Source organism: Photorhabdus noenieputensis (assembly GCF_018448935.1).
GTDB lineage: Bacteria > Pseudomonadota > Gammaproteobacteria > Enterobacterales > Enterobacteriaceae > Photorhabdus > Photorhabdus noenieputensis.
In genome coordinates, this window is record NZ_RCWC01000002.1 from 249795 (window position 1) to 263416 (window position 13622).

The 13622-nt window shown below is 41.1% G+C and carries 8 protein-coding genes, 1 tRNA gene and 1 pseudogene; 6 read left to right on the top strand and 4 right to left on the bottom strand.

What is annotated here, in order from left to right; all coding sequences use genetic code 11:
* Nucleotides 1–75 precede the first annotated feature (75 nt).
* The 6 genes from EAE91_RS03235 to EAE91_RS03255 all read left to right on the top strand — a co-directional run bounded on the left by EAE91_RS03235 (nucleotide 76) and on the right by EAE91_RS03255 (nucleotide 4510).
* Nucleotides 76–160 (top strand) — tRNA-Leu (locus EAE91_RS03235).
* Between the two features lie 164 nt (nucleotides 161–324).
* Nucleotides 325–1572: a tyrosine-type recombinase/integrase gene (locus tag EAE91_RS03240; protein WP_214087224.1), complete on the top strand. Its 1248-nt coding sequence runs from the start codon at nucleotides 325–327 to the stop codon at nucleotides 1570–1572.
* Nucleotides 1573–1734: 162 nt separating this feature from the next.
* Complete coding sequence (locus tag EAE91_RS03245; protein WP_214087225.1) at nucleotides 1735–2739, top strand: PD-(D/E)XK nuclease domain-containing protein; 1005 nt, start codon at nucleotides 1735–1737, stop codon at nucleotides 2737–2739.
* Nucleotides 2739–3416: a hypothetical protein gene (locus tag EAE91_RS24015; RefSeq protein ID WP_244868634.1), complete on the top strand. Its 678-nt coding sequence runs from the start codon at nucleotides 2739–2741 to the stop codon at nucleotides 3414–3416. The genes EAE91_RS03245 and EAE91_RS24015 overlap by 1 nt, the downstream gene beginning before the upstream one ends.
* Before the next feature lie 202 nt (nucleotides 3417–3618).
* Nucleotides 3619–3852, top strand: coding sequence for a hypothetical protein (locus tag EAE91_RS24020; protein WP_244868635.1), 234 nt, complete (start codon nucleotides 3619–3621; stop codon nucleotides 3850–3852).
* Complete coding sequence (locus tag EAE91_RS03255; protein WP_214087226.1) at nucleotides 3824–4510, top strand: hypothetical protein; 687 nt, start codon at nucleotides 3824–3826, stop codon at nucleotides 4508–4510. Before EAE91_RS24020 ends, EAE91_RS03255 begins: the two co-directional genes overlap by 29 nt.
* 237 nt (nucleotides 4511–4747) lie before the next feature.
* On the opposite strand, the pseudogene EAE91_RS03260 reads toward EAE91_RS03255, so the two are convergent.
* From EAE91_RS03260 to EAE91_RS03275, 4 genes and pseudogenes are all read right to left on the bottom strand, one after another.
* Nucleotides 4748–5632, bottom strand: a pseudogene (locus tag EAE91_RS03260) (IS982 family transposase).
* Between the two features lie 709 nt (nucleotides 5633–6341).
* On the bottom strand, nucleotides 6342–7742 hold the full coding sequence (locus EAE91_RS03265) for a DNA-processing protein DprA (protein WP_214087227.1): 1401 nt from the start codon (nucleotides 7740–7742) through the stop codon (nucleotides 6342–6344).
* Complete coding sequence (locus tag EAE91_RS03270) at nucleotides 7739–9841, bottom strand: RecQ family ATP-dependent DNA helicase (protein ID WP_214087228.1); 2103 nt, start codon at nucleotides 9839–9841, stop codon at nucleotides 7739–7741. The genes EAE91_RS03265 and EAE91_RS03270 overlap by 4 nt, the downstream gene beginning before the upstream one ends.
* A gap of 167 nt (nucleotides 9842–10008) precedes the next feature.
* The gene (locus tag EAE91_RS03275) at nucleotides 10009–13317 is read right to left on the bottom strand and encodes a DEAD/DEAH box helicase (protein WP_214087229.1); all 3309 of its coding nucleotides are present in this window, start codon (nucleotides 13315–13317) and stop codon (nucleotides 10009–10011) included.
* Nucleotides 13318–13622: the final 305 nt, after the last annotated feature.

Below are 13622 nucleotides of genomic sequence, written 5' to 3' on the forward strand. Positions count from 1 at the left end.
AAGTTAGAAGGATAACAGTTGCTAACAGATCGCTGACAGGTATAATGGCCCTCGTTTTCCGCATACTACTTCAGTGCCGAAGTGGCGAAATCGGTAGACGCAGTTGATTCAAAATCAACCGCCTTCGGGTGTGCCGGTTCGAGTCCGGCCTTCGGCACCATTCGTTAGTTTACTAACGTCTACCTAAGTCTAAAAATTACCTAAAAATCCCAATAAATCAACAAGCTTCGTTATTTCGGCGTTTGTTATAGTCTGTTGCAATCAATATGTAGCAAGGGGAATAATCCGGGGCACCTACACTTCGATTTTAAATATGCCCCAAAAATGAAACTAAATGCCCGACAAATCGAGGCTGAGAAACCCAAAGAGAAATCCTATAAATTAGCGGATGGCGCTGGCTTATATCTCGAAATCACGCCGCGCGGTTCTAAATACTGGCGCATGAAGTACCACCGCCCCACCGATAGAAAAGAAGATCGGCTGGCCTTTGGTGTTTACCCTATTGTCTCATTAGCTGATGCACGCGCTAAACGGGACGAAGCCAAAAAATTGCTTGCTCAAGGTATTGATCCCAAAGCAGAGAAAAAAGATGCACAAGCCGAATCAAAGGGTGCATATACCTTTGAACGGATCGCCTGTGAATGGCACGCCAGCAATAAGCGGTGGAGCGAAGACCATCGAGACCGAATTATGCGAGGTTTCGAACAGTACATTTTCCCCTATATTGGTACTCTCGATATTCGCACTTTGCGAACCAGCCAACTGTTAGCACCGATCCAATCCGTTGATATTGATGGTAAACACGATATAGCACAGAGATTACAACAACGTGTAGCTGCCATCATGCGTTATGCCGTCCAAAATGATATTCTTGAATATAGTCCTGCCAATGATATGGCGGGCACTCTCACCATAGTAAAACCCAAACATCACCCTGCATTGCCTCATGAACGCCTACCTGAATTTTTGGCTCGTCTTTCCTGCTACCGTAGGCGCTTGCTTACTAAAATCGCGGTAGAACTGACTTTATTAACGTTTGTTCGTTCCAGTGAAATGAGATTCGCCCGTTGGGAAGAAATCGATCTTGAAAGGGCTGTTTGGCATATACCAGCGACACGAAAACCCATTGATGGTGTTAAGCATTCTCAACGTGGTGTGAAAATGAAAACTGAACATATTGTACCGTTGAGCCGTCAGGCGGTTTCGCTTATCGAAACCTTACACAGCCTGAGCGGAGAGTGTGAGGTAATGTTCCCCGGTGACCACGATCCAAAAAAAGTGATGAGTGAAAACACCGTTAATAATGCGTTGCGAGCGATGGGCTATGACACCAAAACAGAAGGTTGCGGGCACGGATTCCGCACGATGGCACGCGGTGCAATGGGTGAATCTGGCCTGTGGAGTGATGACGCTATCGAGCGCCAGTTAAGCCATATCGAAAGAAACAATGTCCGGGCGGCGTATATTCACACATCCAAACATTTGGATGAACGGCGGCTGATGGTGCAGTGGTGGGCGGATTATTTGGATGCGAACAAGGAGCATAATGTTTATGAATTCTCATCAGGATAGGGCAGCATCTTGAACCGAGTTGCTTTATATATCATTCAATTTATGAAAAAAATGCAAGAGTAGACATATGCATAAAAGTAAGTGTAAGTTTACTTTGGATATGAGCATATCGTACATTTTTGTATTTAATAATAATCGGTTGAGCAAATTAAGGAGCATTTTATGGCTGGTGGTGAAACAGCAGCAATCCAACGGGTAGCTAACCTAATAACACAAAAAATATTTACAGTCTTCAAATGGAAAAGGGCACTACGAGAAGACATGAATTGGCCTTGTGAAACCGAAGCGCACGGAAAAGATACACATCCAAGCGATGTAGTATTTTACTATACGAATCCCTATGAAGAAGAAGTTGTATATCTAAACACGGACTTAAAAAGTTATGGTAAAAACTCAATCAAAAAAGGTACTGTTGAGTCAGCTTTAAGCTCTCTCTCACTAGCTGTTGAATGTGCTAATTCTAACGAAGAATGGCGTAAAAAATATCTTGAAGACGATTCATTAGGCTTTGATGTAAGAGGATTGCTTTTTCTTTACAATCATGATCAACTTTACGATTCTGATTTTTATAATGTAATAATGAAGCAAATAGATATGTCCAAATTAATGTTACCAAATGGGCAAAAAATATATTTACTGGATCCTTTTAAAATATATGACATAATTAATATTGCGTTTGATATTAAATATCTAACTGGCGAGGGAAACCTACCTTACTCAGATAAATACTATTTCTACTATCCTGATATGTCATTAACTCGATTAAAGCATCCACTAACCAAATCAACACCTGCTACAATTGAGGCTCTCACATCGCCATATCTCATTATAAAACATGAAGAATTTAATTATGGCGATGAACATAGTGATGAGGGGTATGTTATATATTATAATCAAGAAGGTAGCAGTGTTGATGAGTTCGTTTATTTCTTTGATATGCTGTCCAACTTCCAGATATTAACTGAAAATAAAAATATAAAAATCAGATTAATTCATACGCATCCTCACTACGAATCACCACAGAATTTTATTAATGCAAAAAAGAAATATAGTTCTTGCTGGTTGCTTGGTGAACAAAAGCGTTTTTTTGATAAAATTACAATGGAAATTAGTGAAAAAACTATTGTTAATTTTAATCTAGAAGAAATTGGAATGGGAATTAGATAATGAAAGGTAATAACAATCTATACTTTGCTACTGAAAAAAATATTTATGATGCATTGCACCATAAACGTATTACTACCGCTATGTTACAAGATATTCTTTTGAGAAAAGGAATTATCGTTTCTGAACATCTTGATAAAGAGGAATTAATTGAAGAAGTATGTAAATTACCTCATGGATTTATTGATTTGCAGGAAATAAAAAAGAAAGTACAAACATACGATCCTAAAGAAAGCGTTACTAAAGTATCTCTTACCACCTCAACGAATCAGCAGGAAATAAAGGATGCTATAAATAAAATGAAAGATCTTTATCCAAAGACTAAATCAGAAGTATTTAAAGTAACTACAAAGAAAGATGGTGGACTCTCTGTTGAATTACATTATGATGATATCGATTTATCACGTACAGCACTCAGACAAATTGATAAAAAAAGTGTAAAGCTTGAATTCTCTATAAGTGAAGAAAAAATAGATATAAGAATGCCACAAAATTCAAAATCAAAAGAATTAGTAAAATTAATAGAGACACAACTGGCAGGAATTAAGAATGTAGAAATTCCTCGATTTGAAATAAGTTTAGAAGTAGTGACAAGCCCTAACTTACGTAGCCAGTTTTTTCATGATTTAATGCATGGGCTTGAAGGTTACGAAGTTGAAGATGTGAATCCAAGAAGTTAATAGATTTATAAATAAAATTGCTAATAATGATGAGGACGATGATGATGAAAAAATTGATGCAGGATATGTTAGAAAAGCTGTTTTAAAAGGAGAGTCGGTTAACTCATCTTCAATTTTTTCTGATCTTCACAACAAAGGTTACTATATAAGTAAGGTTTCATGGGCTAGCATTCCCTCGTCTGGTAATGGAGATAAAATTATATTGGAGGCATTTTTTAAAAATTCAGAATCATGTATGGACTTTGCTTATAATATAAAAGGTATAAACAATTTTAACAAAGGTAAATTTAATGTAACAACCAGAAGTGTTAATGAAATAGAAAAGAAACAGATTGGAAAATTAATTGAAAATTCTGCTGAAAAAGCATACAATTCAATAAAAAATATTATGTCTGGAGGAAGCGAAAATGAAAAAAATAAAGTGGATGTTGCTTAATGTTTCCTTATCAATTACAGACATGGTTGATAAATTGAAATCATCTTCTTATACTGATGAAAAAGGAAAAGGTTTTATTTTTAATAAGGTTCGACATAATGAATTGGTTGGTAGATTTGTTGAAAAATTAACATTCGAAGAAGTTATTCCATCATTGTATGGAGAGGCAACAACTTTTGAACGAGTTGAATACAGAATTGTAGAATTCTATATTAATGAAAATACTCTTCCTGTGATTGCTATAATTAATCCACCAAGAACTTTAAAACCATTTGCACTAAATTTAGTGAAAATTTTAGGTTTAGGGGTGAGTTTGGATGAGATTAATATTGAACCTATGGTTTGGGTTGAATCAATATCAAAGTTAACGCCTCTAGAGTTAACTCAAATCGAATTATCTCAAATAAAGATTAATGAATGCGCATTAGCTAAAATGCAGGTCTCAAGCAGTAAAGACTTACGTTCATATTATGAAAAGACATTTTCAGACAAAAGTACATCAAGAGTAGATAAAGTTCACCTTTTTATGATAAGTCCTAATTATCCTGGGAAAGTAAAAATATCTCGAACAGGATTAGTGGTGATAGACACTAAACACGAAAAGGATATGACAGATTTACTTTTTAGATCATTATTAGAAACATATGTGAAAATATAGATAATTTCTTTAGGCAACATTAGCGGCACCTTAATTGGTAGCCGTTAATGGGATAATCCTAAAAGGGTCGTTAGCTATTGTAAACTTTTCCCTTTATCAGGTAGTTGCCTTTCCTGCAAACAACACTGATAGAATAAATTTATGATTCTTATTTTAAATAAGATCAACATTAGTTATATCAAATCAACAATAAAAAATAAGGAGTTTACTGCCATATATAATTAACCCGAATTCTGCTTAAGCCATCATTGAAAAATCTTCTTCTGAGTAGAAAACTTTCAGTGATAGTTTCTTCAATTTAAGGCAGTAAGCAATCAATCCACCTAAAACGCACAACATAAAACCTTTTATACTTCGGTGGCGGGAATGCTCTATTTGAGAAATAGTTTTTAATTGCCCATTAATCGTTTCAATGATAAAACGCTTTGATAACATTATCTTATCCCACTCAGCTTGCAGGTGAGCTTTCATATTTCGGCGCTTTTGGGTGATGAAAGTGAGCCCCGCTTTGGCTAAGTCGTCAGCCAATTCCTGACTGAGATAACCTTTATCGCCGTACAGAGAACCCGTTAATTCTGTTGTTAATTCGCGAACAGGCTCCCGATCATCTACATTACCGGCAGTGACTTTAAGCGCCAAAATTTCCCCCTGATGATTGACAACCAGGTGTAATTTGAAACCGTAAAACCACCCCATTGAATTTTTTCCGCGCCTGGCTATCCCGGCAAAGACCTTATGCCGAGGAATGCGAATGTTATGGCAGACACTCAAACGGGTGGAATTAATAAAAGCAATGCCTGTGGGTTTTCCTTTTAATTGCGTCAGATAGCTGCATAGTGGCACCAAAACGGAAGGGGCCACACTGACAAAACGGGGATAGCTGAGTAAGGTGGGAAAATCGTTATGGTGATATTTCCAAATATGTTCTCAATAAAAATGTTTAAAATCCCGGTAATGCGACCGATGAAAAAGGATCAAAATGGCCATGATTTCACTGGGAGACATGTGACCTTGTCGGCGACGTAAACGATGCCCGCTATCGAGACAAAATTGTTCCCATTGAGGGATGAAAAAACGGCAAAAATCATCGACATCACAGAAAATTTCAACTAAGTTGTCCATAGCTTGTTCCCCCTCGGAGCTGGTTTTGAGTCTGCACCAAAACTTTGCTCCTGGAACAGGCTTCTCGTCAATTTCTTATCCAGAATTCGGGTTAATTATGCTTTTAACAGACATGGAAGCTTGTGAGGCAAAGTCCCGTGAAAAAGAATACAAACTTACTGATGTATAAGGTTTGTATCTTCTCATCAAACCCAGTTGTTCGAAATGGTGGTATCTGAAATATCGGTTTGCAGGTAGGGAAAGCTAGGGAGCAACGCGATAGTATTAAGATAATGATCCGTAATGGCATCAATCTCAGTAAAAAAAGAAGTAGAAAAACAAGAAAATGTCAGACTGGGGCTGAATTATTAGCCCCTTAATAACCCCAAGTATTATTTGATATTGGCAAAGGTGCACAGCAATTTAGCTGCACACTAATACAGTGCCAGGCGCAACGCCTCTTTCTCCGCTAGCTATAAAGCACTAAGTCAAAGCTCGGTTTGTGCTGGTGAATAACCAGAGGATCGCAATTTTAGCTATTTGACATATAGTGAAGTTATCAGGTAAGGCATTTCTGAAGCTACCCTTAAGCTTGGTGTGAATCATATTCCTTACCCAACCGCTCATACATGCTCATAACAGATTCCATCCAACTGTAATCTATTCAGCAAGTAAACCGTCGTTACCTCTTGAACATTGGTTTTTTTGTCATAGTCACAACAACAATCATTTAAACAACTTTTTGATTTTTCTTTTCTATTTGATAACGAACAGGACGACCGAGTTTTTTCACTTGTCCCTCATCAATAGCTCGTTTTAACCATTCCTTCAATTGAGATTTATGCAGACCAGTGTTCTCGATAAGGGTATCAAGTGTAATAGGGCTTACTGTCAATCGATGGAGCTCAGTAATAAACAATTGATAAAAATCCACAGCCTGCATTACAGTTTTTTCTGCTTCTGCTTCTGCTTCTGCTTCTGCTTCTGCTTCTGCTTCTGCTTCTGCTTCTGCTTCTGCTTCTGCTTCTGCTTCGTGATCGATTGAACCCTGGATTTCATCTTGTTCGATTGAATGAGTAGCAATTGTTCGATTTTCTGCTACCTCTAGATCAAATTCCGATGCAGGTTTCGCAAATAATTCTGACTGTGCTGGCATGAAAAATAGATCAACCTGTTCAGCTTCTTTCTGCGAAGCAGTAGAGTTTTCTACGGAGAACAAATCAGAAACCTTAAGGTTGTGAACATCTGCCTCACACCAATGCCCCCCCTTCGCAACTAAATCAGTATTTGCCGCGCTACTGTCATTCGTTGGTTTTACCCATAATGGCACCCAGCACTTTTTCAGGTTTTCTTCTGCCCCGCTTAGTGTGCCGCCTTTTTTCCCCGAGTGAATTACCAGCGAGCTGTCTGCCAAGCAATAGATATATTTGTTTCGGGCCATAGCGTTTCCAGTGCTGAAGCCAGCCTCGGGGTAAAAGGGCGAAATCAGCATTACGCTGCCATTCATCAAACCTTTGCGCCATTTTGCGCTGGTAGCGGCTTTCAGTAGGCTATCTGCCAGTACCCCAATAACGTTGCCACCACCAAGCATTGCTCCCACCATAGCCGTCTCATCCACACCGCGGGCACCACCGGATACAATCGCAATGCCCTCTGATGCCGCTCTTGAACCGACCAGCTCGGTATAAGACAAGTCCGCATTGTTGGCCTCACGTGAGCCAATAACCGCTAAACCACCAACATTCAGTAAGGCTTTATTACCGCAACCAAATAGCACAGGCGGTGAGTCGGTTTTCAATTGCTGTTTTAAGCGCTTGGGATATTCAGGGTCAGAGCGGGTAACTACCCAAAGACCTGCTCGATACCATTTTTCAACGGCCAATGCCAGGCTGTGACCACGATTCAGTAACTGTATAATTCGTTCTGTGCTGATGCGAGAATCCTGCCAGTTGCTTAATATTGATTTAGGCTCAGATACCAACAAATCTGCTGGTGTTGTGGATTTTTCTTTCAGCCATAACGCAAACCTACCCCATTCAGCATTAGTGAGGGGTTTGATATCATCACTGCTCGCCTTGGAAAAATAACTAGTGAGCAATAATGTGGCTTGTGCTGTTGGCGATAAATTCATGAGTCTTTCACCGAAGAAGAGGCAAGTGCTGCGGGATACACAATACCACTACCCGCTTGCTGTAACAAAGCTGCAATAACGGTAAGAGTCCAACCAGAGTCAACGATGTCGTCGATAAGGAGTACTGGTTGATTTTGTACAATTTGTATTATCTCAAAAACACCGTCAAGGTTGTGGCATTGATGAAAACTATTTTGCTGTTCCTTTTGGGGCTGGTTATCTTGAACTTTTGCTACCGCATCAACAAATGTCAGGTTCAACCTTTGTGCTAGCCGACGTGCAAATGCAGGGACTAAATGCGGATGTCTTAAGGAAGGAACACAACATACCCAAGTTGGACTAGGATGAGGCTGCCAACGCTGTGAGATCATTTCAGCCATAGCATCAACTAGTTCATCAGAAAAATAACCCGAATGTTTATTTTCAATAACAATTTTCCCCCAACCAGCATCTCCCCATCGAGAGAGAACCCTACCTGGCTGAGCAACTAAGCAACCTAACTGCCGTGGAAAACAATATGTAGGAAAGGCTCGATTAGAAGTTGCTACCTGTTTTCTTGGTTGGATGAGCATTTCGGCATGTTTAAGAAAAGTGCCTGCCTGATGAACTAACACTGGATCAATAGTCTGATTAACAATAGGCTGGCCGATGCATGACGAGCATTTGCCACAAGGTGTAGGGTCGTGATCATCCAGTACACGGCGCAAGAAAGTCATCTTACATCCGGTATCTGACAGATAAGCCTGTACTTCAGCCCACTCTTGCTTACGCTGGTTGGTGAGGTGAGCGATACGGGTGCGATCCATCGCATAAGGCACGGGTATTCTGCGCCATAAGTTTCCGACTTTAATCACAGGAGCGGTGTTCTCTGTACTTAGCAGTTTTAATACCTTTTCAATCTGGCCATAGCGTAGATTGGTTTGCTCTTCAATGCTACGAAGCGATAAACCATCACTATTAGCTAGTACTTGCAAAATTTCGTTTACCTGAGTTTCTGATGGGAATGCCGAATTCCTGAAAAACTCATGAATATCTTGATCTTCTATACCAGATATCAACACACCAATAGCGTTGTCGATACCACGCCCTGCGCGGCCGACCTGCTGGTAGTAAGCCACGATAGAACCTGGTGCTTGATAGTGAATCACAAAGCTTAAATCCGGCTTGTCGTACCCCATACCCAATGCAGTAGTTGCCACCAGCACCTTAAGTTGATTGGTTAGCAATAACTCTTCAAGATATTGTCGGTAATCGTTACTGTTTTCAAAACCATCAGCCGCAATACTGCTATGGTAGGCTCTGGCATTTATGCCATTGACGTTCAACCAATTTGCTACCTGTTCGGCATCACGCACTGTTAAGGTGTACACAATGCCAGTACCATGCAAGGTGGGAATCACTTGCGCCAACCAAGCTAGGCGAGAGGATTGATCAGGTAGAACCATCGCTTGTAGCGAGAGGCTTTCACGGATCAGTGGACCACGCTGGATCTGGATATTACCCAGTTGTGTTTGGATATCAGCCACCACGCGGTTATTGGCAGTGGCCGTTGTGCCTAATACCGGTGTATTAGGTGGCAACTGGCGCAAAATATTTACTATACGCCGATAGTCTGGGCGGAAGTCATGGCCCCAGTCGGAAATGCAGTGGGCTTCGTCGATCACCATCAGAGCAATACGGTCAGCAATAGGATGAAGCACGGTTTCAATGAAGTTATCGTTGGCGAGCCGCTCAGGAGAAATCAGCAGGCAATCTATTTGATTATTTATAATCCTTTGTGTCACCGTCTGCCAGTCCGCTGTATTGGTGGAATTCATAGTCTCGGCTACGATGTGCAGGCGCTGGGCGGACTCAATCTGGTTACGCATCAGGGCCAGCAAAGGAGAAACAATAATCGTCGGCCCCATGCCGCGATCACGGAAAATTTTGGTGCTGATAAAGTAAACTGAGCTTTTACCCCAGCCAGTACGCTGTACTACCAACAGTTTCTGCCGTTGGTTAACCAAAGCATCAATAGCCTCCCACTGACCATCGCGAAACTCAGCATTTGGATTGGCTAGCGCAGTTTGTAGTAGTTGTTGGGCCTGAGCTCGATTCATTATCACTCCTTGTTTATACAATTAGCTCGCCATTCATTGGCTTAGATAACCCTAATCACCTTCAGGTTCATGTTACGAATAATGCAATCTATGAGGCAGTATTACCTAACGGCATAAGGACTGTTTACTCATTTCGTTACTCGTTTTTTGATAATTCCACCTTGGGGTTATTGTAAATGATGATATGTCCCCACTGGCAACTCCTTGGCTACATCACGAAACCAAGGCAAACCATGCCATACCGCTGGATCGCCAATTATGAAAATGTGTTTTTTTGCTCGGGTGAGCGCAACGTTTAACAAATTAGGCTTGCTGGCAGCCCATTTTGCGCCGCCATCATTATTTTCGTCGCAGCCTAGGACAAAAATGACAATATCGTTTTCTTTGCCCTGAAAAGTATGCACTGTACCAATACAATTTTTTTGCCATACGTTGAGTTCTTTTCGTGTCATCAATGGCATAGATTGCCGCCAGGTAGCCAGATCACGCTTTCCTAATAATTCACACAATGCTGACTTAACTGCTTTGAACGGTGTAATAACATAAATCGAATGAAGAGAAACATTTGCAACAAGCAGTTGGTCCAATAACTTGAGCAAATCTTTACCGTGGCTGTCACGATATTGTTTTTCACCTGTCCCTCCAACCGATGCCAGCCAATGGTTTTCCAGAATGTTGTTCACAGGTTGGCAGCGAATCTTGTCAGCATCAAGCCCATGAATCATGCGGCCATTGTAGGCCATCTTATTAGCCAAACTGAACATTGGTTCAATACAACGACGGTGTACCCACAATGGAATACCTAGCCAGATCAGGTTGTTCATGACTTCTAATTCACATCCCCAATGATTGACGCGATCAGCAACCTGCTGCACTGAAAGTAATCCCGGATTCCAGTCTTTAGCCTTTTCATTCAGAGCATCTAGGCAAAGACGTTCAACCAACGGCGGAGGGGTCGTAAATACCGGTTCAATCTGCAAAGGGTCTCCAACAACCAGTACCCGTTTTGCACGCCAGAGTCCCCCGACAGCTTGTTGTGGAGGTGCCTGGCCGGCTTCATCGATCATTAACCAGCCAAGTTCTTCGCTTCCCACTCCGTGGAACATGCGTCCCATAGATGCGAAAGTTGTGGATAATACGGGCACAAACATAAACAGCGTTTGCCACCAGCGTATAGGCGTGATTTTGGAATGAGGTTGTGCTAAAAAAGCCGTGAGATTAAATATGAAGTCTCTAAAACGAGATACTCCTAGTGCTTCATAAAGCCAAGCCTGATGAAGTTCCATCGCTGTGATAAATAATGCGGAACGTTGACGATTTATCTGTGCGTTCTGCCAAAGGGCCGTTCGTTGTAATGTTGCATCAGTGATAGGTTGGTTGATATCTGGCAATGTGATATCGGAAAACTGCTGCTTCAAAGTTTGTAGAGAACGATGGTCATTCTCCCGTTGTTGGATAATTTTTTCGATATCCTGTTGTAAGGTTCGCTTTTTTTCAGCTATGTCATTAATTAACTTGCGTTGTTCCGCAACACGCTGGGCTTGTTCGGCTTGCAATCTCATCAGTCTTAATACTTCGTGTTGTGCACACTGCAACGTTTCTTTATACACATGCACTCGCTTGCGATTCATCAGACGCATTAGCCATCCTGGTGCATCACTTTCGATAATTTTTTGTTGCTGTTCCGCATGTTGGAGCTGTTTTCCTAATACATCCTGTTCTGTTTTCACCTGTTCCAGCCTGTTAAGCTGTGTTTCGTACAGTCCTTCTGTTTGCTTCAACTTCAGTGATAACGTGTCGAATGAATCGTTATGCTGTTTTTCTATCAGATGCACAAACATTTCTAGTTGCTGTTGAAGTTTTTTTGTCTTTTCCAGGCATACGAGGAAACGTTTTTTAGCGGTGGCGAAAGAGATGGGGTTGTGATAATGCCTCCAGCGCCAAAGACTGAGAAAGTTCTCTTCAGCGGGACGAGAGGCTTCAGTTGGGGTGTCACGTAAAAAATGTTCATCAAAAAATAAGCGATCAGAAAATTTAGTCCGGTTTGGTTTGTTGCCCAAAGCAGCGGAAATGATCCCCCAGCATTGTTTCTCTTCCTTCAATGGACGATAGAGGTGATAGGTTCTAACTTTTCCCTGACTATTTTTATTTTTTTTATGTTCGCGCTTTGGGCGGTTCTCGGCAGCTATCTGGTTTGCGGTTGGTGCTAAATAGTCAAGCGATTGGAATTCTTCAGACAATGATTTCTTTTGCGGCAATTCTTTTGATATGTTTTCTGCTGCGGCGTTGTTGGATGACGCAATGACCATTTCGAAACCAGTGAGCGCATTCACAATAAAACCGGAATTGTCCAGCGTGTCATCAACTTTTTGATAACGCGTAAGTATCTTCGCTCGTTCAACAATGTTATGTGCTATTAGATCGCGCAGAAGCGTCGTTTTTCCAGTTCCCGGAGGGCCGTTGACGGAAAGCAGCCCACCGTCAGCGAGCTCTTCTATCGCCGTATTAATAGCAAATTGCTGCATTAGCGACATGGCATGTTTGGGATCGGAAGGCCAGCGTCCATGAGGCATCTTCGCTGGATGGAGTTTACTGATGATGGAGGCAAGCCCGTCTTGTGAATAAAGGTCTGGATTCCTGGGGACACTATGATGAGAAAGATATGCTCTGAGAGCTTTGCATCTATCTCCTCGTTTTAGGGCCGTAATAGCGTATTCAATGTCCTCAAAGAAAAAACTATTTAAAATAGGAAGTGCAAAGGTTTTATCATTAGCGCTGACTTCTTCTTCAATTTCATCGCTATTTTCTTGTGATGCTTCTGTATCGTCGCCTTTTCCCTCCATCCAGTCTATTTGTAAAGCATATTGCCATTGGGGTTCAAAATCTGCCCAATTCACCAGATGTGTCGTCAACAGTGTTAAAATATCATTTGCTTTTAAAATACCGGGGCCATTTTCTCGTATTGGCTTCAGAGAGACGCTAAAGTTGCCGAGGGTATTTTTAAGATGCTCGCAACTGGCTGAAAATACCTTCGTATTAAGCTGCTCAAAACGTTCATCACGCAGGTGCCCTAAAGCCCAGGGAAGAGAACTCACTGAAAATTTATCCAGAGCAGGGTTTCCTTCCGCGCCTAGTGGAATTTTGGCAAAGCAGGTTGTTCCTTCTTTATCCAGCCGTTGCTCAAATTCTTCTGCATAATACCCTTCATCTGGACCAAACACCGCTTGGCTGATCGCGTTAGCGATAGCTTTATCAAACAAACCGACGTACAAGCTGTATAAGACTTTTTGATCGGGAATATCATGTTGTTGACGGAGTTCTGATGAAAGCCAGGGGAGTGCCTTATCTCCTAGTTGATAGAGTGTTTTAAGCGGAATTAGTAAACTTTTATCTTTTTTTTCAAGTGCATAAGGTTGGAAGAATTCTATACGTTGCCAGGTACGGAGAATATCATTCGAAAGGGAAGTTGCGGCCATCATAGCTCTTTGAATTATCTAATAAATGCCTTGAATGATAAGAGTACAGCAATCAATATGGGTTTTGTAGTCGTTTGGCTTAAGCGTTATGACATACGTCACAGTCTGGTAACAAAGCCCCTTATACTTTATTCATCTTCCTTATCACGAAGCACTATTCGGGAATGCTAGCTACAAGATGGGTTAAGTGTCGTATGTTTGCTATGATGAAGAAATAGCCAGAGGAGAACAGCAAATTAAATGGATGATTTAACAAAATTATTCCCTGATGTTGCGGATGCGTTGGGGATTGAATCTGTCGCAAT